The sequence below is a fragment of the Streptomyces sp. R21 genome (assembly GCF_041051975.1).
Classification (GTDB): Bacteria; Actinomycetota; Actinomycetes; order Streptomycetales; family Streptomycetaceae; genus Streptomyces.
The window spans coordinates 2,286,935-2,313,632 of the sequence record NZ_CP163435.1 but is presented as its reverse complement, the minus strand read 5'-3'; the positions used below and the strand labels follow the sequence as shown (position 1 = coordinate 2,313,632).

The window sequence follows — 26,698 nt, the reverse complement described above, 5'->3', positions numbered from 1 at the left end:
TGCTGGAACTGCTGACGGTGACGCGAGCGTATGGAGGCCCGGTCAGCCGCGTCAACAGTTTGTTGAAGTCATGTTTCAACGGATTGTTGATCCTCTGTCGGTGTGATCCCACAGGGGATGGGTATCCGGGCCGCGGCGGCACCTGGGCGCGACAGGACAGTTGTCAGCGCCGCCGCGGCCCGGAAGTTCGGGTGGGCTCAGAGCTGAGCGCCGGAGAGGCGCTCGACCGCGCGCAGCAGCGCGGAGTGGTCCAGGCCGCCGTCGCCCTGGGCGCGCAGCGAGGCCACCAGCTGGGCGACCACGGCACCGACGGGCAGAGCCGCGCCGACGTTGCGGGCGGCGTCGGTGACGATGCCCATGTCCTTGTGGTGCAGGTCGATGCGGAAGCCCGGCTTGAAGTCGCGGTTCAGGAAGTTGTCCTTCTTCCGCGTCAGCACGGTGGAGCCCGCCAGGCCGCCGTTGAGGACGTCGAGCGCGGCCTTCAGGTCCACGCCGGACTTCTCCAGGAAGACCACGGCCTCGGCGCACGCCTGGATGTTCACGGCGACGATCAGCTGGTTGGCGGCCTTCACGGTCTGGCCCGAGCCGTGCGGACCGCACAGCACGATGGTCTTGCCGAGGGCCTCGAAGATCGGCTCGGCCTCGGCGAAGTCGGCCTGCTCGCCGCCGACCATGATCGACAGTACGGCCTCGATCGCGCCGGCCTCGCCGCCGGACACGGGGGCGTCCAGTACGCGGATGCCCTTGGCCTTCGCGGCCTTCGCGAGGTCGACGGACGTCTGCGGGGTGATCGACGACATGTCGATCAGCAGCGCGCCGGACTTCGCGTTCTCCAGGATGCCGTCGGGGCCGTAGGAGATGGCCTCCACGTGCGGCGACGCGGGCACCATCGTGACGACCACGTCGGCGTCGCGCACGGCGTCGGCGATCGAGCCCGCCGCGGTGCCGCCGGCCACGGCCAGCCGCTCCAGCTTGTCCTGCTCCAGGGTGAAGCCGGTGACGTCGTAACCCGCCTTGATCAGGTTCTCGGCCATGGGCGAGCCCATGATGCCGAGGCCTATCCAGGCGATCTTGGGAAGGTTGCTCATGGGGGTACCTCTCTGACTGCTGTGCTACGTCTGGGATTTCAGCCCGTCCGGCGATCGAGGCCGAGGCCGTTCAGGCCGAACGGGGGTCCGGGGGCGGAGCCCCCGGGGTGGGCCACGTCAGCGGGCGGCGCGTTCCTCGGCCGGCAACCAGCCGAAGGCCTCCGCGCTGGGGCGGTCGCCCGGCTTGTACTCCAGGCCGACCCACCCCTCGTAGCCCTGCTTACGGAGCTGGTCGAGCAGTTCCGAGAGCGGCAGCGACCCCGTTCCGGGGGCCCCGCGGCCGGGGTTGTCGGCGATCTGGACGTGGCCGGTCTGCGCCGCGTACTGCTCGATCACCGACGGCAGGTCCTCGCCGTTCATGGACAGGTGGTACAGGTCCATGAGGAACTTGGCGTTGCCGAGGCCGGTCGCCTCGTTGACCTTGTCGACGATGCCGATGCCGGCCGGGGCGCTCACCAAGGGGTAGAGCGGCGATTCGGGCTTGTTGAGGGTCTCGATCAGGAGGATCGCGCCGATCCGGTCGGCCGCCCGGGCCGCGAGGACCAGGTTCTCCAGCGCGAGCGCGTCCTGCTCGGCCGGGTCCACGCCCTCGACGCGGTTGCCGTACAGCGCGTTGAGCGCCTTGCAGCCGAGCGACTGGGCGAAGTCCGCGACCACGTCGATGTTGGCGCGGAACCTCTCCGACTCCTCGCCGGGGATCGACAGGGCGCCCCGGTCCGGGCCGGGCAGCTGCCCCGCGTAGAAGTTCAGGCCCGTCAGCTGGACGCCCGCGTCCTCGATCGCCTTCTTCAGGGCGTCGAGCTCGGACCGCTCGGGGGTGGGGGAGTCGACCCAGGGCCACCACAGCTCGACCGCCGTGAAGCCCGCCGCGGCGGCGGCCGCGGGGCGCTCCAGGAGCGGGAGTTCCGTGAAGAGGATCGACAGGTTGACGTTGAAGCGCTGCTCTGCGAATCCCATAGGGCCGTGCGCTCCCTTCCGTGCTAGCGATGCGGAGTTTCCGTGATCCGGAGTGAATTCCGTATTGCGGAAGTTCGTTTCTGCTTAATGGAAGATTGCCGTTGTGTGTCGCGGCTTGTCAAGGGGGCGCCGCCAGGAAACGAGAGGGGGCTGCCGGAAAAACGACACCGCGCAGTAGGTTGAGCGCGTGCGATTGAGAGTGGAGTTCACAACCGAGCCCTTCGACCTCGACGAGGCGCCGCCGCACGCGCTGGTCGCCCGTGAGGTCATCGAGGCGGCCGAACTGGACGCCGTGGATGTCGGCCCGTTCGGCAACACCGCGGAGGGCGACGGGGACGCGGTGCTGGCCGCGGTCGACGCTCTGCTGCGCAAGGCGCTGGAGGCGGGGGCCACCCGGGTGTCGTTGCAGGTGAACGTCGTGGGCGCGGCCGGCGAGGGGGACCGGTGACCGGTTTCGGGGACGACCCCTTCGTCACGGCCGTCAAGCCGCTGGTCGACGCCATGGGTGGCGAGATGGTGCCGCCCGACCAGGCCGGCGCCGACGATGTCGTGCTCTCCTGGGAGGGTGTGGACGTCGTCGCTGTACGCCTGCCGCAGCTCGCCGACTCCCTCGATCACATCCTGGCCGCCCTGGAGCGCAAGCAGGGCAGGCCGCTGGCCGACCTGGACCGCAAGGCCAAGCAGGAGGTCGTACGGATACTCGAGGCGCGCGGAGCCTTCTCCGTGCGGCACGGTGTCGAGACCGTGGCGGGCGCCCTCGGCGTGAGCCGGTTCACCGTCTACAACTACCTGAACCGCGAGAAGGAGGCCTGAGGCGCAGAGGGAGGCCTGAGGGCGCAGGTGGAGGTCTGAGGGCCTCCGTGCCGCAGCCGGGTTTCGTTACCCCGAATTTTCAACAAAGTGTTGACGTGACGTTGCGAAGGGGCGTTAGCTGGCCGCAGCCCGTTCAGCACGAAGGCCCTTCGCGGCCACGGAGGCTCCCGTGACTTCGACTTCCACGTCCCCGGGCCTGGCCCGGTTCAACGCCCTGGAGGAGCACGCGGCCGCTGCCGCACTCCACGAGGCGTGCGCCTCCACGGCGTGGGCCGGCAGGCTGCTCGCCCGCCGCCCGTACGCCACCGCCGAGGACCTCTTCACCACCAGCGACGCCGCCATGGCCGAGCTGACCGCCGCGGACCTTGCCGAGGCGATGGCCGGACACCCGCCCATCGGCCGGCCGAAGCCCGGCGACCCGACCTCCTCCCGGGAGCAGCGCGGCATGGCCGGCGCCTCCGAGGAGCTAAAAACGGAGATGCTCGAACTGAACCTGGCCTACCAGGAGAAGTTCGGCCATGTCTTCCTGATCTGCGCAACCGGCCGGACCGGCGAGCAGATGCGCGACGCGGTGAAGGAACGGATCGGCAACTCGCCCGAGCAGGAGCGCGAGATCGTCCGCGCCGAACTGGGCAAGATCAACCGCATCCGCCTCACCCGAATCCTTGAAGAGGACAGTGCATGAGCACCGACACCACCGCCTCGGTGTCCACCCACATCCTGGACACCAGCGTCGGCCGCCCCGCCGAGGGCGTCGCCATCCAGCTGGCGGCCCGCTCCGGGCGTGACGCGAACTGGCAGGCGCTCGGCGGCTCCGCGACCGACGCGGACGGCCGGTGCAAGGACCTCCCGGCCCTGCCGGAGGGAACGACCCACGTACGGCTCGACTTCGCGGTCGAGCAGTACTTCGAGCAGTTCGGACAGTCCGAGCAGTTCGAGAACAAGCAAGCCGATGCGCAGCAGGACGCCCCCGCGAATCGGGACAGCGGTGCGTTTTTCCCCGAGGTGGCCATCACCTTCGCCGTCAGGCCGGGCGAGCACTACCACGTACCGCTGCTGCTCAACCCGTTCGGCTACTCCGTATACCGAGGGAGCTAGCAGACATGCCCACGATTCTGGGACAGAACCAGTACGGCAAGGCCGAGAACCGAGTCGTAAAGATCACGCGGGACGGCGACACCCACCACATCAAGGACCTCAACGTGTCGGTCGCGCTGAGCGGCGACATGCAGGAGGTCCACCTCTCGGGCTCCAACGCGAACGTCCTGCCGACGGACACCACCAAGAACACGGTGTACGCCTTCGCCAAGGAGTACGGCATCGAGTCCGCCGAGCAGTTCGGCATCCACCTGGCCCGGCACTTCGTGACCAGCCAGGAGCCGATCAAGCAGGCGCGCATCCGCATCGAGGAGTACGCCTGGGAGCGCATCGCGACCTCGGACGCCAACTCCAGGTTCATCGGCGCCGACGAGGTCAAGCACTCCTTCGTACGTCAGGGCCAGGAGACCCGGGTCACCCAGATCACCTTCGACGGTGAGAAGTGGGAGATCATCTCCGGCCTCAAGGACCTCGTCGTGATGAACTCGACGAACTCCGAGTTCTGGGGCTACGTCAAGGACAAGTACACGACGCTCCAGGAGGCGTACGACCGCATCCTGGCGACCCAGGTGTCCGCCCGCTGGCGCTTCAACTGGTCCGGCGACGACCAGAAGATGCCCAACTGGGAGAAGTCCTACGACCAGGTCAAGAAGCACATGCTCCAGGCCTTCGCGGAGACCTACTCGCTCTCCCTCCAGCAGACCCTGTACCAGATGGGTTCGCGCATCATCAACAACCGCAGCGAGATCGACGAGGTCCGCTTCTCGCTCCCGAACAAGCACCACTTCCTGGTGGACCTGAAGCCGTTCGGTCTCGAGAACGACAACGAGGTCTACTTCGCGGCCGACCGTCCGTACGGCCTCATCGAGGCGACGATCCTGCGCGACGGCTGCGAACCGCAGATCCCGGTGGACCTCACCAACCTCTGACGGCCGTGGCGCCCCCGGCCGGCTTGCCGCCGGGCGGGGGCACCCGCCCCCTCGCGGCACCCGTGGCTCCCCGGCCGCGGCACTCAAAACTCCTAGGGTCCTGCCGTGCCCTCTCCTCCACAGGCAAAGGACGAACCATGGCAGCAGTCCAGCGCATCGTCATCGAGAACTGTGCGATCGCGACCGTCGACGCCGACGACACCGAGTACGCCTCCGGGCACGTGGTCGTCGCCGGCAACCTGATCGAGTCCCTCGGCGCGGGCAGGGCCCCCGAGGGTCTGGAGAACGTCGTACGCCGCATCGACGCGAGCGGCCACCTCGTGACCCCTGGACTGGTCAACACCCACCACCACTTCTACCAGTGGATCACCCGCGGTCTCGCCACCGACCACAACCTCTTCAACTGGCTCGTCTCGCTCTACCCGACCTGGGCGCGCATCGACGAGGACATGACGTACGCGGCGGCACAGGGCTCCCTCGCGATGATGGCCCGCGGCGGCGTCACCACCGCCATGGACCACCACTACGTCTTCCCGAAGGGCTCCGGCGACCTGTCCGGCGCCATCATCCGCGCCGCCCGCGAGACGGGCGTCCGCTTCACTCTCGCCCGCGGCTCCATGGACCGCAGCGAGAAGGACGGCGGCCTGCCCCCGGACTTCGCCGTGGAGACCCTCGAAGGAGCCCTCGCGGCCACCGAGCGAACCGTCGACGAGCACCACGACGCCTCCTTCGGCGCCATGACCCAGATCGCCGTCGCACCCTGCTCGCCGTTCTCCGTCTCCACCGAACTCATGGAGCAGGGCGCCGAGTTGGCCCGCCGCAAGGGCGTACGGCTGCACACGCACGGCTCGGAGACCGTCGAGGAGGAGCAGTTCTGCAAGGAACTGTTCGGCATGGGCCCGACCGAGTACTTCGAGTCCACCGGCTGGCTCGGCGAGGACGTGTGGATGGCGCACTGCGTCCACATGAACGACTCCGACATCGCCGCCTTCGCCCGTACGAAGACGGGTGTCGCCCACTGCCCGTCCTCCAACGCCCGCCTGGCCGCCGGGATCGCGCGCGTCCCCGACATGCTGGCGGCCGGCGTCCCGGTCGGCCTCGGCGTCGACGGCACCGCCTCCAACGAGTCCGGCGAACTCCACACCGAACTGCGCAACGCCCTCCTGATCAACCGTCTCGGCGCCCACCGCGAAGCTGCCCTGAACGCCCGCCAGGCGCTGCGCCTCGGCACCTACGGCGGCGCCCAAGTCCTGGGCCGCGCAACCGAGATCGGCTCCCTGGAGGCGGGCAAGCTCGCCGACCTGGTCCTGTGGAAGCTGGACACCCTGGCGCACGCCTCGATCGCCGACCCGGTGACCGCGCTCGTCTTCGGCGCTGCCGCACCGGTCACACTCTCCCTCGTCAACGGCAAGCCGGTGGTGGAGAACAGCCGCCTCCTGCACGTCGACGAGGACGCCATCGCCCGCTCCACGCGGGCCGAGGCACAGCGGCTCGCGCGGATCGCCGCGCAAGGCTGAACGCCGTGCATCCGCGAAGAGCGTTATTTGTACGGCACTTGATCTCCGGCTGAGGGGGACGGCCCTCGGCCGGTAGCCGTGGACCCGAGCGGGGTCCATGGCGGCCGTCTCCGGGGTGCGCGCATGGACGTGCGCGCGCCCCGGCCGGTCTCCGTCCCGGTCCCTCCCCCACGCTCGGCCTCGCTCGCGCGGGGGGACCCCAAGACCGCGCATCACCTCCTTGAACCCTGCGTCAACGACGACGTGAAACCGACCGGAGGAGCCGCCGTGGCCGACCAGCCCGCGCTCAGCACTGATGCAGTCCCAACTGGCACGCCCAAGCACCCAGTTGACGAGAAACTCCCGCCCCTGAAGATGGCGACCAGCGGCCTGCAGCATGTCGCCGCCATGTACGCGGGAGTCGTCGCCCCACCCCTGATCGTCGGAGCGGCCGCCGGTCTGTCCGGCACCGAACTCACCTTCCTCACCGGCGCCTGTCTGTTCACCGCGGGCCTCGCCACCTTCCTGCAGACCCTCGGCTTCTGGAAGATCGGCGCCCGGCTGCCGTTCGTCAACGGAGTCACCTTCGCGGGCGTCGCCCCGATGACCGCCGTCGTCGCCTCCGCCAAGGACAAGAGCGACGCCCTGCCGATCATCTTCGGCGCCGTCATCGTCGCGGGCGTCCTCGGCTTCATAGCCGCCCCGTTCTTCAGCAAGGCCGTCCGTTTCTTCCCGCCCGTCGTCACCGGCAGCGTGATCACGCTCATCGGCGTCTCGCTCCTGCCCGTCGCCTTCGGCTGGGCGCAGGGTCCCAACCCGGCGGCGGACGACTACGGTTCGACGAAGTTCCTGGGCCTGGCCGGGGCAACTCTGCTGATCGTGCTGCTCCTTCGCCGTTTCACCCGCGGCTTCGTCAAGCAGATCGCCGTGCTGTTGGGCCTTGTCGTCGGCACACTGCTGGCGATTCCCTTCGGGGCCACGGACTTCGGCCCGGTCGCCGACGCGGACGTCGTCGGCTTCCCGACCCCGTTCCACTTCGGTGCCCCGCAGTTCCAGGTCGCCGCGATCCTCTCCCTCTGCGTCGTGATGGTCGTCTCCATGACCGAATCGACCGCGGACATGCTGGCGTTGGGTGAGATCGTCGAGCGTCCCGCCGACGAGAAGACGATCGCGGCCGGTCTGCGCGCCGACACCCTCGGCTCCGCGATCAGCCCGCTCTTCAACGGCTTCATGTGCAGTGCGTTCGCGCAGAACATCGGCCTGGTCGCGATGACGAGGATCCGCAGCCGGTACGTCGTCGCCACCGGCGGCGGCTTCCTGGTCCTGATGGGCCTGTGCCCGATGGCCGCCTCGCTGATCGCGGTCGTCCCGCGCCCGGTGCTCGGCGGCGCCGGCGTCGTCCTCTTCGGTTCGGTCGCCGCCAGCGGCATCCAGACCCTCGTCCGCGCGGGCCTGGAGAAGGACAACAACGTCCTGATCGTCGCCGTATCGCTGGCCGTCGGCATCATCCCGATCACCGCGCCGGACTTCTACCACGCCTTCCCGGAGACGGCGCGGATCGTGCTCGACTCGGGGATCTCGACGGGCTGCGTGGCGGCCGTCGTCCTGAACCTGGTCTTCAACCACCTGGGCAAGGGACAGGAGGCCGGCGACGTGACGCATCCGATGGAGGCAGGCGAGGACCTGACGGCGGTTCCGGCCCACTGAGGGCTTCTGGGCGTACGGAGGGCGCGGCACCACGGGTGCCGCGCCCTCCGCCCGTTCGTGGAGGTCAGCCGATGTGGTAGCTGTCCCCGTACACCTTCCAGTCCAGCGGCGGGTCCAGGTTCAGGTTCCGCTTCCTGAGGAAGACCCGCTGGGCGGTGTCCACCCGGCTGGTGTCCGAGTGCGCCTCCTCCTGCTTCATCGCCCAGACCCGGGCATCGAGGAAGGCGTTCAGATACGTCACCTCGTCGCCACCCTGCGCGGGCGGCTGGGCGTGCCCGAGGGCACGCCTGCGGATGCTGCTGAAGCTCGTGCTGTCACCGCCGTCGCCGTGCATCACGATGGCGTCGTAGTACGCGAACTGGCCGAGGGCGCCTATGCCGTCGGTCTTGCCCTGCCGGACGGCCGGGTTGAAGTAGACGCGGTCGCGCTCGTCGTTCTGGGCCTGCTGGAACGCCGAGTCCTGGGCCGCGCGGCGCCAGTCGGCCTTGAAGTTCGGGTCCAGGCCGTCGTGAGAGTCGCCGCCGTTCACCCGGCGCAGCGCGGGCAGGTACTTGGCGAGTACGTTGCCGGGCTTGCGCTGCGTGTACAGCTCGACGAGGTCGAGCATGTCGCCCGTGCCCGAGCAGAAGCCGATGATCCCGGCGGTGTAGCCGCGGCCGTCGCCGATGTCCTCGATGTACTTGTACTGCGCCTTCCAGTCCAGCGAGGAGTTCTCCGCGCTGGACACCAGCTTCATGGCGATCTCCTTCTTCGCCGGGTCGTCCAGGCCGACGGTCGCGGCGATCGCGGTCGCGGACTCGGTCGTGAGAAGCGGGCCTGCCACCAATGAGGCTCCGATCAGGGCGAGCAGAGTACGGCGTGATGTGCGTGCGTGGGGGGTGTGCACGGTACCTCCGATGAGGGGAGTGGGATGTTCCGCAGACTGTTAGGAAAGTTTCCTACCAGAGTTCACCGACGGCGTACACCCGTCTCGCGGTAAGGAGTTGGCGATCGGGGCGTCGGATGTCTACGGTCTGAGCGCACGTTCACGGTCAACAGGGGGAGAACCGTCATGAACGAGTCGGGCCGGGTCGAGGCCTTCAGCGACGGCGTCTTCGCCATCGCCATCACTCTGCTGATCCTGGAGATCAAGGTCCCCGAGACCGGCGAGCACGAGGGGCTGTGGCACGCGCTGGGCGCGCAGTGGCCGTCGTATGCCGCCTATGTGGTCAGCTTCCTGGTCATCGGCATCATGTGGATCAACCACCACCAGGTCTTCACCCACGTCGTGCGCGTCGACCGCACGCTGATGTTCCTGAACCTGCTCGTGCTGATGGTCGTGGCCGCCGTGCCCTGGCCGACGGCGATGCTCGCGGAGTATCTGCGCGAGGAGAAGGCGTCCCATGTGGCGGCCGCGGTCTACAGCATCGTCATGGTCGCCATGGCCCTGGCCTTCCAGGCCCTTTGGTGGCATCTGACCCGCAGGGGCCACCTGTTCGACAGCCGCGTCGACGTCGAGGCCGCCCGCCGCACCCGAGTCCGCTTCGCCGTCGGCTCCCTCGCCTACCCCGCCACGGTCGCCCTGGCCTTCGTCTCGGCCCCGCTGACCCTGGCGGCCCACGGGCTGATCGCCGTCTACTACGGCTTCAACCAGGTACCGGTGCCGACCCGAGCGTCTGACACGGCCGCGCTGCCGGCAGACGGCCGGTGAAGAACGACGTGGGCGGGACCCCCATCAGCGTGCGGAAGTCCGCCGTCATGTGCGACTGGTCGTAGAAGCCGGTGACGGCGGCCAGTTGGGCCCATGGAGTGTCCGGGGACCGGCGGGCATACCTCAGGACATGGCGTACGCGGGCGATGCGCGCGTAGTGCTTGGGGGAGAGGCCCACGCCGTCCGCGAAGAGGTTGCGCAACTGGCGCTCGCTGACGGCGAGACGGTCGGCCAACTCCCGCACGCCTACGGAGATATGGCCCGATTCCGTCGACATGGCCTCGACCGCCGCCCGTAGCAGCCCGGTGCGTGAGGGGTCGGCGGGAGCGAGCCGCCCGGGCAGGGCCCGCGCCAGGTGGGGGACCACCTGCTCGGGGCTCAGCGGGATGAGTTCGTCGGCCAGTTGGCGGGCAGCAGCGCCGGGAAAGTCGGCGAGCGGCGCGACCCGTCCGACGAGATCGAGCGCCGGTACGCCGAGCAGCGGGCGTGCCGTGCCCGGCCCGAGACGGAGCTGCACACAGGACGCCGGCCGCTTGCTCGCGTGGTACGAGGCACGGGTGCGCGGACCCACGACCAGCACATCGCGACGGCCGTTCTCCTCGACCCGCACGACCATCTTCGTCGCCGCGTCAGGTACATGGGTGAAGGATTCGCGCAGTTCGCCGTCGAAGGACGTGAACCCGGCGCCGTCGAACCAGGAGAGCAGCTCCTCGGGCAGCGTCAGGGGCGCCTCCAGGAGACCGGTCGCGCCGGGCTTCGTCTCGTTCGTGGTGGTCACCTCTCCACCGTAGACGCGCCCTGGTATCGGCCGGGCCCGGGAACCATGCCGGAATTTCCTAGAGTCCGGCACCCCTCGCTCGGCACGGTGAGGGACATGATCCTAGTGACCGGTGCCACGGGCACCATCGGCAGTGAACTTCTGCGACAGCTCGCGGCGCGCGGCGAGAAGGCCCGTGCGCTGACCCGCGACCCGGACCATGCGCGGGTGCCCGACGGGGTCGAGGTGGTGGGCGGCGACTACCACGAGCCCGCGTCCGTGGCGGCCGCGATGTCCGGGGTGTCCGCCCTCTTCGCGGTGGGCGTCCTGGGGCCCGGCGACGCGGACGCCGACGCGGCACTGGTCGCGGCGGCGCGGGCGGCGGGCGTACGCCGGATCGTGAAGCTCTCCGCCATCGGCACCGGCGACCCGGCCCTCGGCCCGGTGAGCAACTGGCACCTCGGTGGCGAACAGGCCGTCCAGGCAAGCGGATTGGAGTGGACCATCCTGCGCCCCTCGTCGTTCGCCTCCAACACTCTGAGCTGGGAGGCGGCCATCCACTCCGGCGACCCGGTGCCGAACATGACCGGGACCGGCACTCAGGGTGTCATCGACCCGCGTGACGTCTCGGAGGTCGCGGCCGAGACGCTGCTCGCGCCGGGACACACGGGCCGCCTCTATACCCTCACCGGACCCGAACTCCTCACCACAGCCGACCAGGCCGCCACCCTCTCCGAGGTCCTCGGCCGCCCGGTCACCACTGTGGACGTCCCTCCGGACGCCCTCCGTGCGCAGTTCCTCGAAGCCGGCATGCCCGAGACCTACGCCGAGGGCGTCCTGGCGGGCACGGCGTACGTCCGCGCGGGCCGCAACGCGGTGGTCACGCGGGACGCACGCGAGGTGCTGGGCCGCGAGCCGCGTACGTATGCGGAGTGGGCACGCGATCACAAGGAGGCGTTCGCGTCGGCCTGACGAGCGGTGGGTGAGGGGCCCGTGCCGGTCAGAGGCCGAACAGCCGCGCGTCGGCGGCCAGCGCGCGGAAGTACTCGCGCGGGTCCCGCACGAGGCGCCGCTCCTTGAGGTCCATGAGCCCGCTGACCGCCGTGATCTCGGCGGCCACCGTGCCGTCGGGCTTGCGTATCTGCTGCTCGATGCGGAAGGTCTTGCCCTCGCCCCAGGAGAAGACGCAGGTGACCACGGTCTCGTCGCCCGCCCTCAGCTCCCGCAGGTAGCGGATCGTGGTCTCCAGGGCGACCGGCCCCACGCCCTTGCCGATCAACTCGTTCTGGCCGATCCCGGCCGCCTGCAGTAACGACCAGCGGGCGTGCTCCGCGTAGTTCAGATACACGCTCTGGTTGAGGTGTCCGAGAACATCCGTCTCGTACCCACGGACGGTCACTGGCACGGAAAACGGCTCTGTCACGGTTTCCCCTTCCGTATCGATCGGAACCGATCGTCGCCGATCGCTACCCATCTCTCATCGGTCATCAACTTCCTCGTGTCGCACAGCATTTCGCATTTTCAGGCGCGGCGGGGTGAGGCGAGCACATACCGCACCCCCGTGCGCGGCTCCGTGTGCTCGCCCACCTGCCAGCCCGCCTTCTCCAGCGTGGCCGCGCAGGCACGCAGCGCCCCGGGATCCGGCTCGCGCACGGCGACGGCCTCCGGCTGCGGGGTCGCCCGCACCCGGTAACCCGCCCGGTCCGTGCCCATCGCGGGTCGGTGGTCGCCGGCCTCCAGGGCGAGTGCGGCGGCCTGCACCAGATGCGTGCGCTCCCATCCGCACGGACGGTCCGTGGCGCCGTTCGTGTTGGTCATCCGGCGCAACTCGATCAGCCCCTGCCAGGCGCTGTGCACCTCGCGCATGCGGGCAGGACCGCCGACCGGACCCTCCTCGCCGCCGATGCGCGCCGCGAACACCCCCGAGTCCGCCGGAGTCTCCTGGACCGGCTCGGGTGCGGGCGGCTGCGCCGGGCTCTCCCGTATGCGATGCCCGGCCGGGGTCAGGAAGTGGTCGTGCGGCGGCCGGGGATGCCGGAAGGCGAGTCCGCGCTTCACCAGCGCGGCGAGCTGGGTCTCCGTGCCCTTCAGCCGCCCGGTCACCGGGTCGGCGGCGTCGAGGACACGCCGCTGCGCGGCGGTGGGTGGTCGTGTCACGGCGTGCTCCTCCCCGTCGGACCCTGCAGAGACGTCGACTCTGCAGAGATTACGTGGAGGGTCTGACATTCCGGCTCGCGGCGACCGGGCCTCGGCCCTACTGCCGGTACCCCCCGAGGAACCGCCCGATCCTGCTGATCGCCGCGTCCAGGTCGTCCACGTGCGGGAGGGTGAGGATGCGGAAGTGGTCGGGGCGCGGCCAGTTGAAGCCGGTGCCCTGGACGACCTGGATCTTCTCGCGCAGCAGCAGGTCCAGGACGAACTTCTCGTCGTCGTGGATCTTGTGGACCTTGGGGTCGAGGCGCGGGAACGCGTACAGCGAGCCCCTCGGCTTCACGCAGGACACGCCGGGGATCTCGTTGAGCTTCTCCCAGGCCACGGTGCGCTGCTCGTGCAGCCGGCCGCCCGGGGCGGTCAGCTCGTGGATGGACTGGCGGCCGCCGAGAGCGGCCTGGATGGCGTACTGCGCGGGAGCGTTGGCGCACAGCCGCATGGAGGCCAGCATGGTCAGGCCTTCCAGGTAGTTCTTGGCATGCTGCTTCGGGCCGGTGATCACCAGCCAGCCCGAGCGGAAGCCCGCCACCCGGTACGTCTTCGACAGGCCGCAGAACGTGAGGACGACCAGGTCGGGGGCGAGTGCGGCGGCCGAGTGGTGCACGGCGTCGTCGTACAGGATCTGGTCGTAGATCTCGTCGGCGAAGACCATCAGGCCGTGCCGGCGGGCGAGGGCGAGGATGCCCTCGATGATCTCCTTCGGGTAGACGGCGCCGGTGGGGTTGTTCGGGTTGATGATCACGACGGCCTTGGTGCGGTCGGTGATCTTCGACGCCATATCGTCCAGGTCGGGGTACCAGTCGGCCTGTTCGTCGCAGAGGTAGTGGACCGCCTTGCCGCCCGCGAGGGTCGTCGCGGCCGTCCACAGCGGGAAGTCCGGGGCGGGGATGAGGATTTCGTCGCCGTCCTCCAGCAGCGCCTGGACGGCCATCGAGATCAGCTCGGAGATGCCGTTGCCGAGGTAGACGTCGTCGACGTCGACCGTCAGGCCCAGGTTCTGGTAGCGCTGGGCCACCGCACGGCGGGCGGAGAGGATGCCGCGCGAGTCCGTGTAACCGTGCGCCTGCGGCAGCATGCGGATCATGTCCTGGAGGATCTCCTCCGGTGCCTCGAAGCCGAAGAGCGCGGGGTTTCCGGTGTTGAGGCGCAGCACGCTGTGGCCCGCCTCCTCCAGTGCGTTGGCGTGCTCGATGACCGGGCCGCGGATCTCGTAACAGACCTCGCTGAGCTTGCTCGACTGCCGGAACTCCATGCGCTGCGCCCTCCGGTTGTGGTGTTGCTTGGTTTTACCAAGTAGGTGCTTGGAAAGTCCAACGACATGTCTAGACTGCGTCACATGTCACCTCGCCGAAGCTACGACCAGTTCTGCTCCGCCGCCCGCGCGCTCGACCTCGTCGGGGACCGGTGGACCCTGCTGATCGTCCGGGAGCTGCTCGCCGGCCCGCGCCGCTACACCGATCTGCACGCGGACCTGCCGGGCGTGAGCACGGACGTACTCGCCTCGCGGCTGAAGGACATGGAGCGCGACGGGCTGACGACCCGGCGTCGGCTGCCGCCGCCCGCGGCCGCATACGTCTACGAACTCACCGGTCGGGGGCGGGAGTTGCTGCCCGTCCTGCAATCGCTCGGTGCCTGGGGTGCACCCGCCCTGGCGGAGCGCCGGCCCACCGACGCGGTCCGCGCCCACTGGTTCGCCCTGCCACTGCTGCGCTGCCTGGCGGGCGAGGGCGAGGGGATCGTGCAAGTCCGTTTGGACGAGGGGGAGTTCCACCTCCGCATTGGGGAGGGGGAGGGGCCGGTGTACGGGGACGGTTCCTCCGTCGAGGAGCCGGATGCCCGCCTCGCACTGGACGCGGAGACGTGCACAGCGCTGGATCAGGGCTCCCTGACCCTGCGTCAGGCAATACAGGACGGGCGTATCGAGGTGTCGGGAGAGGGCCGGCTGGCCAAGGCGCTGCGCGACAACTGAGAACCGAGGCTTGCTCGGTCACTTCGAGCGACTTCGAAATCATTGCGATCCGCCCTGCGTCGACGTCAGGCTCGCGTTCCGGATTCTTCGCCCCGCCCCCGCACGGCACCCTGGAGCACGATCGCATGCGCGTAAAGAAGTCCCTTGCCGTCCTGTTCAGCGCCGCCGCACTCGCCGTCGGCCTCGGAACCACCGCGGCCGCACCGGCCTCGGCGGCGTCCGGCTGCTGGTACAGCGGGAGTCACTGGTGGTGCAACAACGTGAGCGGCGCCGCGGTCTACGGCTACAAGGACCAGGCCCGCGACTACCCGGACTCCAGCCGGGTCGTCGGCCGCATGTACTCCAACCCGAGCTGGTTCCAGTGCCGTTACGACGGGGGCCTGCCCGACGAGTACGTGGGCGGCCCGCATCCCTACCGCTGGGTGTGGACCGAGGCCGACAACGGCGAGTACGGCTGGATGAAGGACACCGCGATCTCCAGCGAGACCAACACGCTGCCGGCCTGCTGGTAGCGGCCCTGTCCTTCGGCCCTGTAAGGAGAGGCCCGCCGTGTCACGGGGGACACGGCGGGCCTCCGCCTTCATGGATGCGTCACATACCCGACGGCGCCCGTGCGGGCCGTCCCGAGCCGCGTGTCAGCGCGTAGCCGCCGATGCCCGCGAGCGCGGCCAGGATGCCGCCGATCCCGGTCCACACCCAGCGGTCGGACCACCAGCCGGAGGCCCAGCCGTCGTCCGGTTCGATCGAGGACAGTGCGGCCGTCGCGGAGTCGGAGCCCTCGTCCGAGTCCGACTTCTCGGACGTCGTCGCGATGCCCGGGACCAGCGGCTTCGCGAGCGAGCCGTCGACCGCGGCAGCGCCGCCGATGTCCTTGGAGTCGACCTGGACCGAGGCGTCGACCGGCTGCCCCAGGTCGGACGACTGGAGCCCGGTGACCGTCAGCCGGATGTAGTACGTGCCCGGCAGCGGGTCGTTCGCCCAGGCCTCCGACCAGGCGCGGACCGTGCGCATCGTGCAGGCCAGGTCCACGGAGGCGGTGCTCTGCGCCGCCGTCCGCGTCTGCGCCCCGTACTGGCACGCCTGGCGGCGCCGCAGCCCGTCGTACACGTCGATCTGCCAGGTCTGGCCGGCGTGCGTGTCGGGCAGCTTGACCGTCGCCTTCACGGTGGGTCGCTGCCCGGCGTCCGCCGGGAACGACCAGTACAGGTAGTCGCCCGTGGAGCCGCTGGCGGTGGCCTGCTGACCCTGGTCGATCTCGGTCGCCGTACGGAAGGAGGTGCCCGCCTCGGTGGGGGCGCCGCTGTCGTCCGAGGGGCTCGCGGAGGGGGAGGAGTCGGCCGCGGCGGGGGCCACGGCGAGTCCGAGCGTCAGGAACGCCGCGCTCAACACACGGGTGATACGCATCAGTTGGTCCTCCAGACCGCGACACGCCAGCGCGAGATCCAGCCCCACAGCAGACCGGCGACGAAGCCGGTGAGCACCAGGGCGCCGAGCAGCCACCAGCCGCGCCCGAGGCCGAAGGAGGCCACGTCGCCCGCCTGGTCGGGCCCGTCGACGACGTCGACGGTCAGCTCCAGCGGCATGCCGGGCGTGGTCTTCACACCCGCGGTCGCCGAGAAGGAGTTGGTGACCTGGAGACACACGACCTCGGGCGCGGGCTTGTCGCTGTCGTCGTCGTCCCGCTCGGGCTTCGGATACCGCAGACCCGTCGAGACCACGTCCGTACGGCCGTTGCCCGTGGCCTCGCCGCGCACGATCTCGCGGCCGTGCACGGTGACCGCCCGCAGCAGCACCCCGTAGTCGGGGTTCACGGCACGGTCCGCCGCGACGCTCACCGAGGTGCGCAGCTCCTGACCGGCCAGGACCTCCACGCGGTACCAGCGCTGCTGGCCGAACTCCTCGCGGTCGGTGAAGAGCCCCGACTTGAGGGTGGGCGCCTTCGCGCACGCCGCGGCACCGTCCACGGCGACCGGTGTCACCACCGGATCGGCCGCCCGCTCCACCAACTGCCCGACGCGGTCGGTGAGTTCTTCCTTGTGCTGGACGGAGGTGTACGTGCCGCCGGTCGCGTCCGCGATGCAGCTGAGCTGGTCGCGGGTCTTCGCGTCGGGGACGAGCCCCAGGGTGTCGATGGTGAGACCGATCCCCTTGGCGGCGATGTCGCGGGCCACCTCGCACGGGTCGAGCGGCTGGCAGGTGTCCTCGCCGTCGCTGATCAGGACGATGCGGCGCGAACCCTCGCCGCCGTTCAGGTCGTCGGCCGCCTTGAGCAGCGCGGGCCCGATCGGTGTCCAGCCGGTCGGCGCGAGCGTCGCGACCGCCGTCTTCGCCTCGGTCCGGTCCAGCGGCCCGACCGGGTAGAGCTGCTCGGTGTCCTTGCAGCCTGTCTTGCGGTCGTTGCCGCGGTAGTTGGCGCCCAGCGTGCGTATGCCGAGCTGGACCTCCTCGGGCGTCGCGTCCAGCACCTCGTTGAACGCCTGCTTCGCCGCGGCCATCCGCGAGCCGCCGTCGATGTCCCGCGCCCGCATCGAACCGCTGACGTCCAGCACGAGTTCGACCTTGGGAGCGGCCTGCTCCGCCGTTTCGTCGGCGACCGCTCCGGCCGGGAAGGCGATTCCGGCCGTCAGGGCGGCGAGCAGGGCGCAGACCCCTGCCGCCAGCCGTTGTCTTGTGATCATCGCCGGATCCTATGGAGCAAAGGGCTCCGGCTTCAAAACGAGGGCGAGATGAGGGGATTCCGGCTTCAGGGCGCGGGGGAGTTGAGGGGGTTCGGGAGGTGCGTCCACCGGTCGCCGGGTGTCCGCGGGGACAGCCGCATGAGCGTCAGTGCCTTGGTGGGTAGCGGCTCGTCGAGGAGAGCCGCGAGGTCCTCGGTGCGCGGCAGATCCCGTACGGCGGTGGCGAGGGCCTCGCGCAGCGTGGGCGCCGAGCCCGCCGTCGCCGCCAGCGCACCGGCGACCAGGGAACCGAAGAGCTTGCGGCGCAGGGTGACTTCGTCGTCCGTGACGATGCGTCCGGACAGCTCCGGGACCCCGATGCCGTGCCGCCCCAGCCGGGCCGGGCTGACACGGATGTCGGCGAGGTCGCGGTAGACGAGCCGTAGCGGCGCGTCCGTGGACGAGAGCACGACGAGCAGGTTCTGCCCGTGCGCCTCCAGGGCCACGCCCAGATCCAGCAGCCGCAGCCCGACCGTGAGGGCCAGCCGGGTGAACTCGGCCATCCAGGACGGGGATCGCGGCAGACCCGTCGCCGGGAGGGCGGCCACCGGTACGACGCGCTCGCCCGCCTCCGACGAAACGTACGCCTCCGGCGGCTCGCGCAACACGGCCGCCAGGTCAGGGGTGTTGGCGGTGACCGCCCCCAGGGTGCGCGTCACGTGCAGCAGTCCGTCCGTCCGCGCGGCCATGCTCTCCGCGAACGCCGAGACGGTTCCCGAGCTCGCGACCGACTGCACCGAGATGTCCCGCACGGATGAGGTCAGTCGGGCGCTCAGGGCCGTCTTCACATGCGGGCCGTCGGGGAGCGCGAGCGTACGCAGGGACATCAACGGGTGGGCGGGGACGCCCTCTTGATCCGCCGGACCGAGTACGCCACCGGCGCCGAGCACATGCTCCGCCTGCCAGGGGTGCACCGGGATCAGCACCCGGTCCCCGTCGCGCAGCCACTTCGGCCAGTCGCCCGCGACCAGGCACTCCTCGGACGGCATGGACGCGAGCCCCAGCCCCACCACCGGCCGATGCTCCGGACCGTACGCGATCTGCTCGGCCACCGAGAAGCCGGGCCGGGAACGGCAGTTGGGGTGGTACGGATGCCCGTCGACCACCCGTTGCTCCCACTCCCGGCTCGTCACCGGTTCGGGTTGCGCACCCGGCTGCCCGGCCCGGGAGAGCGCCAACGAGGCGGTGCTGTGGTCGAGTTCGGCGGCGAAGTCGGGCCCGTTCGGAACGGCGAGCGCCGTCATGAGCCGGGCCGGACGGTCGTACGCCGTACCGTCGAGCCGCACCTCGGTGACGTACGCGGCCGTCGCGTACGGGTCCGCGTGCGGGCCCGACAACCGGCGCCCGTCGGCCAGATGCAGCGTCAGGCCGTCGCGCCCGGGTTCGCGGCGGGCGATCCAGGGCATCGGCTCATGGGCCAGCGCACGCCAAAGACGCGACAGCACGGCTGCCCGGGCACCGGGAAGTCCGGCCGCGAACGGTGCCGACAGCTCGGGCCGGACGACGCTCAGCTCGGCCGCGAGCGCGGCCTCCGCGTCGGGCGTGGGGGAACGGTGCACGGTCGGACTCCTCTGCCACGGGGATGCTGCGGGGACCGCGTCGCGGCGGCCCACGACGACAGACATACTGATCACCAGTGCACCGTATGGAACGAACCGTATGGACTGTTGGGGACGAATGGATCGCGTGGACGACGTCGAGACCGCCGCGGACGCCTACGCGGCAGCTCCCCTCCTCAACTGCCTGTTGCGGGAGGCCGCGGAGCCCACGGACGAACCGGGAGTGCACCGGCTGCGGGCCGGCGGACGGCTGCTCCGGGTCCGCGGGACGCGCCGGCCCGCGCAGCCCGAACTCCACGCGGCCGGCGCCTGGCACCGGCTCGACCACGCCGAGCTGGTCAAACTCACCGCCGAGGAACTGCGCCGCCTCACCGGCCTGTCCAACTCCGAGCTGCCCGCCGAGATGATCGACAGCCGGCAGGCGGTGGCCGCGCTGCTCGCCGCGCGCGCCCGGGCGACGCCGCCCGCCGATCCGTACCTGCTGTCCGAGCAGTCCCTGATCACCGGGCATCCGTTCCATCCGGCGCCCAAGGCCCGTGGCGGCGGCCCGGTCGCGGGCTGGCTGCCGTACGCGCCCGAGGCGTACGCCCGCTTCCCGCTGGAACTGCTCGGCGTGCGCGAGGACGCGGTCGTCGAGGAGGGCGACACGAGCGCGCTCGACGCGCTCGGTGAAGGCGCGGCCCCGCCCGGCTACCGACTGCTCCCCGCCCATCCCTGGCAGCTCGATCTCGTGGCCGGCCGCCCGGAGATCCGTGCCGCCCTCGCCGACGGCCGGCTCGTCCGCCTCGGCCGCACCGCCCGCCCCGTCCGGCCGACGGCGGCCATCCGCACGCTGTACGTCCCCGGCGACGACCTGTTCGTGAAGTTCAGCCTCGATGTGCGCATCACCAACGACATCCGCCGGCTGTGGCGTCACGACCTGCTGAAGCTGCGCCGCACGGACGAGGCGGTCACCCGGGCCTTCGCCGCCCTGCCCGGACCCGCTGCCTGGCTGAGCGACCGCGGCTACCGCACGGCCGACTTCGCCTTCGAGGAGCTCGCCGTCCTCGTCCGCGACGGCCTGGGCGACCACGTCCTGCCCGGCGCGACCCCGCTGCTGTCCGCCGCCCTGGTGGAGGGCTTCGAGGGCAGCCCGCTCGACCGGCTTGGCGACCCGGCGGCCTGGTGGGCGGCGTATCTGCGCCAGGTCGTGCCCCCGGCCCTGCACGCGTTCGCCCGCCACGGCGTCGTCCTGGAGGCGCACCTGCAGAACACTCTGGTGGCCGTCGACGCCGACGGCATGCCCGTCCAGGCGCTGTTCCGGGACGCCGAGGGCGTGAAGCTGCTGCCCGGGGTCACGCGCGCGGCCGGCTGGGAACGGCTCGTGTACTGCCTGGTCGTCAACCACCTGGCCGAACTGGCCGCCCTGCTCGCCGAGCGCCACCCCGAGCAGGACCTGTGGGCCGCCGTACGCCGGGAGCTGATCCGCTACGACACCGAGCACGGCCTCCCCGAGATCGCCGGCCTCCTCGCCTCGCCGACCCTCCCCGGCAAGACGAACCTGCTGCTGCGCTGGACGGGCGCGGACGGCGCGGACGCCCGCTATCTGCCGCTTCCCAACCCCCTCGCCGGTCATTAATGCCCGACACCGCGGTGAGCGGCTGATTTACAGTGGCCGGTGTGCTCCGCGACGTGACTGCTGTTCGATACGTGACCCCGCTGACGGCGGGCGGCTCCGTGCCCGGAGTCGTCGAGGCCGACGACCTGGGGACGTACGTCGTGAAGTTCACCGGTTCTGCCCAGGGCCGCAAGGCGCTGGTCGCCGAGGTGATCGTCGGTGAGCTGGCCCGCGCCCTCGGCCTGCGCTTCCCCGAACTGGTGCTCGTGCACTTCGACCCGGCGGTCGCCGCCGACGAACCGCACCAGGAGGTCCAGGACCTGCTGCACGCCAGCGCGGGGCTCAACCTCGGCATGGACTATCTGCCGGGCGCGAAGGACTTCACCCCGGAGGTCGCCGAGCGGTGCACGGTCGACCCGCTGGAGGCGGGCAAGATCATCTGGCTCGACGCGCTCACCGTCAACGTCGACCGCACGGTGCACAGCTCGAACCTGATGATCTGGCCGACGTTCGGCATCGCACCGCCGCGGCTGTGGCTCATCGACCACGGCGCCGCCCTCGTCTTCCACCACCGGTGGGACGCGTCCGTGCCGGACAAGGCGTACGACTTCCGGCACCACGCCCTCGGCGGCCACACCCCGGACACGCGGGCGGCCGACGCGGAACTCGCGCCCCGCGTGACGGAGGAACTGCTGCGCGAGATCACGGCGGAGGTGCCCGACGCCTGGCTCGCCGACGAGCCCGGTTTCGCAACCCCGGACGACGTCCGCAAGGCGTACGTCGGCTATCTCGCGGCCCGTGTCAAGGCGTCCGCGGCCTGGCTGCCCACCGACTTCCCCACCCGGGAGGAACGCGCCGCCGAGGAGGCCCAGCGCGCGGCGAGGACACAGCGGGGCCGTCCGAACTGGCTCAAGCGGGTCCCCGACCTGCACGGCAAACCGGCGGCGGAACAGGATTGGTCGGTGCACCTCGGATGAGTGGCCGTGTCGAGATCGAGTACTGCACGCAGTGCCGCTGGCTGCCCCGCGCGGCCTGGCTGGCGCAGGAGCTGCTGACGACCTTCGAGACCGAACTGACCGAACTGGCCCTGAAGCCCGGCACGGGCGGCGTCTTCGTCGTCCGCGTCGACGACGAGGTCGTGTGGGACCGCCGCGAACAGGGGTTCCCGGAGCCGACGGCGGTGAAGCAGGCCGTACGCGACCGAGTGGCCCCGGGAAGGTCCCTGGGCCACTCGGACAAGTGACGTTCCGGCCGCCGGCTTTCCAGCTGCCCCGGCCGCCGGCTTTCTAGCCGCGCAGCTGCTCGTACGCCGGCAGCGTGAGGAAGTCCGCGTAGTCCTCGTCGAGCGAGACCGTCAGGAGCAGGTCGTGGGCCTGCTGCCAGTTGCCCGCCGCGAAGGCCTCCTCGCCGATCTCGGCACGGATGGCGGCGAGTTCCTTGGCGGCGACCTCGCGCGCCAGCTCGGGCGTGGCCTGCACCGTGTGCCCCGCGTGCTCGAACTCGACGCCCGCGTTGATCCACTGCCAGATCTGCGACCTGGAGATCTCGGCGGTGGCCGCGTCCTCCATGAGGTTGAAGATGGCGACCGCGCCGAGGCCGCGCAGCCACGCCTCGATGTAGCGGATGCCGACCTGGACGGCGTTGACGAGACCGTCGTAGGTGGGCTTGGCGTGCAGCGAGTCGATGGCGATCAGGTCGCCCGCCTTGACGTCGACGTCCTCGCGCAGCCGGTCCTTCTGGTTCGGCTTCTCGCCGAGCACGGCGTCGAAGGAGGCCATGGCGATCGGTACGAGGTCCGGGTGGGCCACCCAGGACCCGTCGAAGCCGTCGCCCGCCTCACGGTCCTTGTCGGCCTTGACCTTCTCGAAGGCGACCTTGTTGACCTCTTCGTCCCGGCGCGAGGGGATGAACGCGGCCATGCCGCCGATCGCGTGGGCGCCGCGCTTGTGGCAGGTGCGGACGAGGAGTTCGGTGTACGCCCGCATGAACGGGGCCGTCATCGTCACCGCGTTGCGGTCCGGCAGCACGAACTTGGCGCCGCCGTCACGGAAGTTCTTGACGATCGAGAAGAGGTAGTCCCAGCGGCCCGCGTTCAACCCGGCGGCGTGGTCGCGGAGTTCGTAGAGGATCTCCTCCATCTCGTACGCCGCCGTGATCGTCTCGATCAGGACGGTCGCGCGGACGGTGCCCTGCGGGATGCCGACGTAGTCCTGTGCGAAGACGAAGACGTCGTTCCAGAGGCGGGCCTCCAGGTGCGACTCCGTCTTCGGGAGGTAGAAGTACGGGCCCTTGCCGAGGTCGAGCAGCCGCTGCGCGTTGTGGAAGAAGTAGAGGCCGAAGTCGACGAGCGCGCCGGGGACCTGGGTGCCGTCGGCGGCGACGAGGTGGCGCTCGTTCAGGTGCCAGCCGCGCGGGCGCATGACGACCGTCGCGAGTTCGTCGTTCGGGCGCAGGGCGTACGACTTGCCGCTCGCCGGGTCGGTGAAGTCGATGTTGCGGGTGTACGCGTCGGCCAGGTTGACCTGACCGAGGATCACGTTCTCCCAGGTCGGCGCGGAGGCGTCCTCGAAGTCCGCGAGCCAGACCTTCGCGCCGGAGTTCAGGGCGTTGATGGTCATCTTGCGGTCGGTGGGACCGGTGATCTCGACGCGGCGGTCGTTCAGCGCGGCCGGAGCGGGGGCCACCCTCCAGGAGTCGTCCGCGCGGATGGCGGCGGTCTCCGGGAGGAAGTCGAGCGAGGAGGTGCGGGCGATCTCGGCGCGGCGCTCCGCTCGGCGGGCGAGGAGCTCGTCACGCCGGGGCGTGAACAGCCGGTGCAGCTCGGCCACGAAGGCGAGGGCCGCGTCCGTGAGGACCTCTTCCTGCCGGGGCAGGGGCTCGGCGTCGACGATGGCCAGCGGGGACGGCGCTGGTGCGGACATGAGCAGTCACTTCCTTCAGCGAGCGTGGCACCGGGTGCCAATCGACCCGGGTATGGCGAGGAACGCCCGGGGAGCGGACGGGCGCTTCTGAGCAGTGGATACTAGTTTCCTCATGGTGGAAGTTCAATGATTTGTTGATGTCGAGATTCTCAGGGTCGACAGAAGGTGGCGCTGAGTGCCACCTGCTTCACTCAAGGTTCATTCAAGGTGGACGAGATCGCCCTCCGTGTCGATGTCGTACGGCTGTGCCACATCACCGCACTCGACGAGCCTGATCGTGTCCCGGTGGGCCTTCAGATACGCGCGCGCTCCCCGGTCGCCCGTGGCGGTCGCCGCGATCCCCGGCCAGTGGTCGGCGCCGAAGAGGACCGGGTGGCCGCGCTCCCCGTCGTACGACGCCGAGACGAGCGACGCCGGCGAGGAGTACGCGGCGAGCACGCGCGCCACCGCCTCGGTGCCGATGCCGGGCTGGTCGACGAGCGACACCAGCGCGGCCCGTGCGCCCGTACGGGCCAGTGAATCGAGCCCCGCCCGCAGCGAGGAGCCCATGCCCTCCTCCCACTCCGGGTTGTCCACGAGGACGCAGCCGGGCAGCTCGGCCCGCTCCCGTACGGCCTCGGCCCGGGCGCCGAGGACCACATGAATCCGGCTACAGCCGCCCTCGCGCAGCACTTGAGCCGCGTACTCGACCAGGGGTCGCCCCCGATGCTCCAGGAGCGCCTTGGGGCGACCCCCGAGGCGCCGCCCCCCACCGGCTGCCAGCAGCAATCCGGCGACCTGGTCCCTGTTGTCCGTCATGTGTCCTGCATACCCGACCGGGCGGGGGCGTGCCCGCCCGGTGTCCGGGGACTGAATTTCGGTCCCCGGAGTGGCGCCCGGCGCATCGGGTGGCGTTTACTGGCCCGCGTCCCCCGGCGCCTGACCAACGCCACGGGGAGTCGGGCGGATGCACGAAGAACTTGCGCACAAAGACGTGCGAGGGGGAGAGCTGTGTTGCGGAGCTTGGGGCAGAGGCCAGTGACCGGCAGCGACGAGGACCCGAGGGTGGCGGAACTGCGGTCCGCCGTGTCCCGGCTGCGCCGTGAACTCGCCGCGCACCCCGCCGAGTTCCCGGACCGCTGCATCGCCGAGGACGAACTCGCCGCGCTCGCCGCCATGGCGATCAGCGGCATCCCCGAGATCCCGCGCCTGCGCCGCTCCCTGCTGCTGATCGCGGGCGCGATCGGTTCGGTCAGCGCCCTGGCGAGAGGCCTCTCGGACGTACGCAGTGCGGTGGACCTGTTCGGGGAACCGCCGCGCCACTGAGGTGAGTTGGGGGTACGGCATGGCCCGAGGGCCCTTAGCTCCGGCGCCGTAGAAGGCCCCGCTCCGTGCCCGCCGCGACCGCCGCCGTGCGCGAGTCCACTCCCAACTTGCCGTAGATGTGCACCAGATGGGACTTCACGGTCGCCTGGCTCAGGAACAGCCGCTTGCTGATCTGCAGGTTGGAGAGGCCGTCCTTGACCAGTTCCAGGACTTCCAGTTCGCGGCGGCTGAGAGCCGCCGCGGGGGTGCGCATACGGTCCATGAGGCGGTTGGCCACGGCCGGGGCGAGGGCCGACCGGCCGGAGGCCGCCGTGCGGACCGCGGCCGACAGCTCCTCGGGCGGGGCGTCCTTGAGGAGGTAGCCCGCCGCGCCCGCCTCCACCGCGGCGAGGATGTCCGCGTCGGTGTCGTACGTGGTGAGCACCAGCACGCGGGGAGCGCCGGCGCGCGCCGTGATGGCCGCGGTCGCCTCCGCACCGTGCATGCCGGGCCCGAACTGCAGGTCCATGAGGACGACGTCCACATCGCCCGCCCCCGCCCGCTCCACCGCGTCCTCCGCCGTCGGCACCTCCGCGACGATCTCGAAGTCCGGCTCCGCCGACAGCACGGCACGCAGACCCGCACGCACCACGGGATGGTCGTCGGCCAGGAGGAGACGAATGCTCATGCGTGGCTCCCGGCGGCACGGGGCACACGCGGCCGCGGAACCCGTTCGTCCGGAGCAGGCAGCGGCAGCGTGACGGCCACCGCCGTGCCCTGGCCGGGCGCCGACTCGACGGCGAACGTCCCGCCCAGCGACTGCGCGCGCGAGCGCATCGCGGGGAGACCGAAGCCGCTGTCGCGTCCGCCGCGTACGGAACCCGGGTCGAAGCCCGCGCCGTCGTCCACCACGTCCAGGGCGACCGCCGTGTCCATGAAGCTGAGCGTGATCTCGGCGCGGCCGGCGCGCGCGTGCCGCAGCGTGTTGCCCAGCGCCGACTGGGCGATCCGCAGCAGCGCCACCTCGTACGGCGTGGGCAGCTCGGCCGGGGTGCCGCTCACCGAGAAGCGGACCTTCGGCGCGTCGACGGCGCCCGACAGGCACAGCCGCTCCAGCGCTCCGGCGAGCGAGCCGCGCGCCAGGTCCGGCGGGGTGAGGGCGCGGACGAAGCGGCGGGCCTCGGCGAGGTTGTCCTGCGCGGCGGCGCGGGCCTGCTCGATGTGCGGGGACGCCGGGGAGTCGGCGGGGATCAGGCGCTGGGCGGCGCGCAGCAGGAGCTGGATGCTGGACAGACCCTGGGCGAGGGTGTCGTGGATCTCGTGGGCCAGCCGCTCGCGCTCGGCGAGGGTGCCCGCGGTGCGCTCGGCGTCGGCGAGCTCGGCGCGGGTGGCGATCAGCTCCTCGATGAGCTCGCGGCGCCGCTCGCTCTCCCGGTACAGCGCCTCGTACCCGAGCACCGTGGCGACCGCGACCGCCGCTCCGAGCAGCGGGCCGATGAACGCGCCCGGAGTGATGTGCCCGCTGTGCACCAGGAAGCTCGCGATGGCGGCCCCCGCGGTCAGCGCGACCGCGGGCAGGCTCCAGCGCACGGGCAACAGGTGCAGTTGCAGGAAGTAGAGCGGGAACGCCGCCCACAGGCCGTCCGGGGACAGCACGAGCAGCACCAGCCAGGCCGCGCTCACCGCCGCCAGCCACATCGCTGCCGTACGCCGGGAGCGGTTGACCCGCGGGCTCGCGGCACCGACTGCGGACACCGCGCCCATCACGAGCACGGCGGCGACCACCGCCACCGGGTGCGCGCTGTCCCCGGCGCGCACCGCCGCCAGCACCAGCAGCCCCGCGAGCAGTGCGTACAGGCACAGGCGCAGGGCGACGACGACGGTGGAGTGCTCGCGGATTTCCAT

Annotated in this window: 29 protein-coding genes; 15 read left to right on the top strand and 14 right to left on the bottom strand. The window is 70.8% G+C overall.

Annotated elements, in window-relative coordinates:
• Positions 1–197: 197 nt before the first annotated feature.
• The gene (locus AB5J56_RS10525) at positions 198–1,088 is read right to left on the bottom strand and encodes a 2-hydroxy-3-oxopropionate reductase (RefSeq protein ID WP_369232313.1); all 891 of its coding nucleotides are present in this window, start codon (positions 1,086–1,088) and stop codon (positions 198–200) included.
• Positions 1,089–1,205: 117 nt separating this feature from the next.
• A complete protein-coding gene (locus AB5J56_RS10520) occupies positions 1,206–2,045 on the bottom strand; it encodes a TIM barrel protein (RefSeq protein ID WP_369232311.1) in 840 nt (279 codons plus the stop codon).
• Between the two features lie 187 nt (positions 2,046–2,232).
• Between AB5J56_RS10520 and AB5J56_RS10515 the strand changes: the two genes are divergently transcribed.
• The 7 genes from AB5J56_RS10515 to AB5J56_RS10485 all read left to right on the top strand — a co-directional run bounded on the left by AB5J56_RS10515 (position 2,233) and on the right by AB5J56_RS10485 (position 8,088).
• Positions 2,233–2,493: a hypothetical protein gene (locus AB5J56_RS10515; protein WP_369232309.1), complete on the top strand. Its 261-nt coding sequence runs from the start codon at positions 2,233–2,235 to the stop codon at positions 2,491–2,493.
• On the top strand, positions 2,490–2,858 hold the full coding sequence (locus tag AB5J56_RS10510; protein ID WP_369232307.1) for a helix-turn-helix domain-containing protein: 369 nt from the start codon (positions 2,490–2,492) through the stop codon (positions 2,856–2,858). Before AB5J56_RS10515 ends, AB5J56_RS10510 begins: the two co-directional genes overlap by 4 nt.
• 169 nt (positions 2,859–3,027) lie before the next feature.
• Positions 3,028–3,543, top strand: coding sequence for a 2-oxo-4-hydroxy-4-carboxy-5-ureidoimidazoline decarboxylase (gene uraD, locus AB5J56_RS10505; protein WP_369232305.1), 516 nt, complete (start codon positions 3,028–3,030; stop codon positions 3,541–3,543).
• Positions 3,540–3,956 (top strand): hydroxyisourate hydrolase, encoded by a 417-nt coding sequence (uraH, locus tag AB5J56_RS10500; RefSeq protein ID WP_369232303.1) that lies wholly within the window; start codon positions 3,540–3,542, stop codon positions 3,954–3,956. The genes uraD and uraH overlap by 4 nt, the downstream gene beginning before the upstream one ends.
• Before the next feature lie 5 nt (positions 3,957–3,961).
• Positions 3,962–4,885, top strand: coding sequence for a factor-independent urate hydroxylase (gene pucL, locus AB5J56_RS10495; RefSeq protein ID WP_369232301.1), 924 nt, complete (start codon positions 3,962–3,964; stop codon positions 4,883–4,885).
• Between the two features lie 137 nt (positions 4,886–5,022).
• Entirely contained in the window at positions 5,023–6,402 is a 1,380-nt protein-coding gene (locus AB5J56_RS10490; RefSeq protein WP_369232299.1) for an 8-oxoguanine deaminase, read from the top strand.
• A gap of 354 nt (positions 6,403–6,756) precedes the next feature.
• Positions 6,757–8,088 (top strand): nucleobase:cation symporter-2 family protein, encoded by a 1,332-nt coding sequence (locus AB5J56_RS10485; protein ID WP_369242481.1) that lies wholly within the window; start codon positions 6,757–6,759, stop codon positions 8,086–8,088.
• A gap of 64 nt (positions 8,089–8,152) precedes the next feature.
• Here the strand turns inward: AB5J56_RS10485 and AB5J56_RS10480 are convergent, their stop codons facing one another.
• Positions 8,153–8,974, bottom strand: a complete 822-nt coding sequence (locus AB5J56_RS10480) for a chitosanase (RefSeq protein WP_369232298.1) — start codon at positions 8,972–8,974, stop codon at positions 8,153–8,155.
• 165 nt (positions 8,975–9,139) lie between these two features.
• Here AB5J56_RS10480 and AB5J56_RS10475 point away from each other — a divergent pair, with 165 nt between their 5' ends.
• Positions 9,140–9,778, top strand: a complete 639-nt coding sequence (locus tag AB5J56_RS10475; protein ID WP_369232296.1) for a TMEM175 family protein — start codon at positions 9,140–9,142, stop codon at positions 9,776–9,778.
• Here the strand turns inward: AB5J56_RS10475 and AB5J56_RS10470 are convergent.
• A complete protein-coding gene (locus tag AB5J56_RS10470; protein WP_369232294.1) occupies positions 9,714–10,556 on the bottom strand; it encodes a helix-turn-helix domain-containing protein in 843 nt (280 codons plus the stop codon). The genes AB5J56_RS10475 and AB5J56_RS10470 overlap by 65 nt on opposite strands.
• 96 nt (positions 10,557–10,652) lie before the next feature.
• Between AB5J56_RS10470 and AB5J56_RS10465 the strand changes: the two genes are divergently transcribed.
• A complete protein-coding gene (locus tag AB5J56_RS10465) occupies positions 10,653–11,507 on the top strand; it encodes an NAD(P)H-binding protein (protein WP_369232292.1) in 855 nt (284 codons plus the stop codon).
• A gap of 28 nt (positions 11,508–11,535) precedes the next feature.
• Here the strand turns inward: AB5J56_RS10465 and AB5J56_RS10460 are convergent, their stop codons facing one another.
• From AB5J56_RS10460 to AB5J56_RS10450, 3 genes are all read right to left on the bottom strand, one after another.
• Positions 11,536–11,958, bottom strand: coding sequence for an acyl-CoA thioesterase (locus tag AB5J56_RS10460; protein ID WP_369232290.1), 423 nt, complete (start codon positions 11,956–11,958; stop codon positions 11,536–11,538).
• 98 nt (positions 11,959–12,056) lie between these two features.
• Positions 12,057–12,692 (bottom strand): hypothetical protein, encoded by a 636-nt coding sequence (locus AB5J56_RS10455; RefSeq protein ID WP_369232288.1) that lies wholly within the window; start codon positions 12,690–12,692, stop codon positions 12,057–12,059.
• Positions 12,693–12,789: 97 nt separating this feature from the next.
• Positions 12,790–13,998 (bottom strand): pyridoxal phosphate-dependent aminotransferase, encoded by a 1,209-nt coding sequence (locus AB5J56_RS10450; protein WP_369232286.1) that lies wholly within the window; start codon positions 13,996–13,998, stop codon positions 12,790–12,792.
• 84 nt (positions 13,999–14,082) lie between these two features.
• On the opposite strand from AB5J56_RS10450, the gene AB5J56_RS10445 reads away from it, so the two are divergent.
• Positions 14,083–14,715 carry a winged helix-turn-helix transcriptional regulator gene (locus tag AB5J56_RS10445; RefSeq protein WP_369232284.1) on the top strand — a complete coding sequence of 211 codons (633 nt, stop codon included), beginning with the start codon at positions 14,083–14,085 and terminating at the stop codon, positions 14,713–14,715.
• A 125-nt stretch (positions 14,716–14,840) separates the two neighbouring features.
• A complete protein-coding gene (locus AB5J56_RS10440) occupies positions 14,841–15,227 on the top strand; it encodes a hypothetical protein (RefSeq protein ID WP_369232283.1) in 387 nt (128 codons plus the stop codon).
• 79 nt (positions 15,228–15,306) lie between these two features.
• Here AB5J56_RS10440 and AB5J56_RS10435 read toward each other — a convergent pair whose 3' ends face one another.
• From AB5J56_RS10435 to AB5J56_RS10425, 3 genes are all read right to left on the bottom strand, one after another.
• The gene (locus AB5J56_RS10435) at positions 15,307–16,119 is read right to left on the bottom strand and encodes a hypothetical protein (protein WP_369232281.1); all 813 of its coding nucleotides are present in this window, start codon (positions 16,117–16,119) and stop codon (positions 15,307–15,309) included.
• Positions 16,119–17,393 carry a VWA domain-containing protein gene (locus AB5J56_RS10430; RefSeq protein WP_369232279.1) on the bottom strand — a complete coding sequence of 425 codons (1,275 nt, stop codon included), beginning with the start codon at positions 17,391–17,393 and terminating at the stop codon, positions 16,119–16,121. Before AB5J56_RS10430 ends, AB5J56_RS10435 begins: the two co-directional genes overlap by 1 nt.
• A 65-nt stretch (positions 17,394–17,458) precedes the next feature.
• Positions 17,459–18,991 carry an IucA/IucC family protein gene (locus AB5J56_RS10425; RefSeq protein WP_369232277.1) on the bottom strand — a complete coding sequence of 511 codons (1,533 nt, stop codon included), beginning with the start codon at positions 18,989–18,991 and terminating at the stop codon, positions 17,459–17,461.
• Positions 18,992–19,109: 118 nt separating this feature from the next.
• On the opposite strand from AB5J56_RS10425, the gene AB5J56_RS10420 reads away from it, so the two are divergent.
• From AB5J56_RS10420 to AB5J56_RS10410, 3 genes are read left to right on the top strand one after another with little or no spacing between them, the layout of a single operon-like run.
• Positions 19,110–20,609, top strand: a complete 1,500-nt coding sequence (locus AB5J56_RS10420) for an IucA/IucC family siderophore biosynthesis protein (protein ID WP_369232275.1) — start codon at positions 19,110–19,112, stop codon at positions 20,607–20,609.
• A gap of 41 nt (positions 20,610–20,650) precedes the next feature.
• Entirely contained in the window at positions 20,651–21,565 is a 915-nt protein-coding gene (locus tag AB5J56_RS10415; RefSeq protein WP_369232273.1) for a HipA family kinase, read from the top strand.
• Positions 21,562–21,831: a SelT/SelW/SelH family protein gene (locus tag AB5J56_RS10410; RefSeq protein ID WP_369232271.1), complete on the top strand. Its 270-nt coding sequence runs from the start codon at positions 21,562–21,564 to the stop codon at positions 21,829–21,831. The genes AB5J56_RS10415 and AB5J56_RS10410 overlap by 4 nt, the downstream gene beginning before the upstream one ends.
• Positions 21,832–21,874: 43 nt before the next feature.
• On the opposite strand, the gene aceB is transcribed toward AB5J56_RS10410, so the two are convergent.
• Positions 21,875–23,509, bottom strand: coding sequence for a malate synthase A (gene aceB, locus AB5J56_RS10405; protein WP_369232269.1), 1,635 nt, complete (start codon positions 23,507–23,509; stop codon positions 21,875–21,877).
• A gap of 198 nt (positions 23,510–23,707) precedes the next feature.
• The gene (locus AB5J56_RS10400; RefSeq protein WP_369232267.1) at positions 23,708–24,307 is read right to left on the bottom strand and encodes an NTP transferase domain-containing protein; all 600 of its coding nucleotides are present in this window, start codon (positions 24,305–24,307) and stop codon (positions 23,708–23,710) included.
• A gap of 192 nt (positions 24,308–24,499) precedes the next feature.
• Between AB5J56_RS10400 and AB5J56_RS10395 the strand changes: the two genes are divergently transcribed.
• Positions 24,500–24,814: a DUF5955 family protein gene (locus AB5J56_RS10395; RefSeq protein ID WP_369232265.1), complete on the top strand. Its 315-nt coding sequence runs from the start codon at positions 24,500–24,502 to the stop codon at positions 24,812–24,814.
• 34 nt (positions 24,815–24,848) lie between these two features.
• Here AB5J56_RS10395 and AB5J56_RS10390 read toward each other — a convergent pair whose 3' ends face one another.
• Entirely contained in the window at positions 24,849–25,481 is a 633-nt protein-coding gene (locus AB5J56_RS10390; protein ID WP_369232263.1) for a response regulator, read from the bottom strand.
• Positions 25,478–26,698: a sensor histidine kinase gene (locus tag AB5J56_RS10385; RefSeq protein WP_369232262.1), complete on the bottom strand. Its 1,221-nt coding sequence runs from the start codon at positions 26,696–26,698 to the stop codon at positions 25,478–25,480. The genes AB5J56_RS10390 and AB5J56_RS10385 overlap by 4 nt, the downstream gene beginning before the upstream one ends.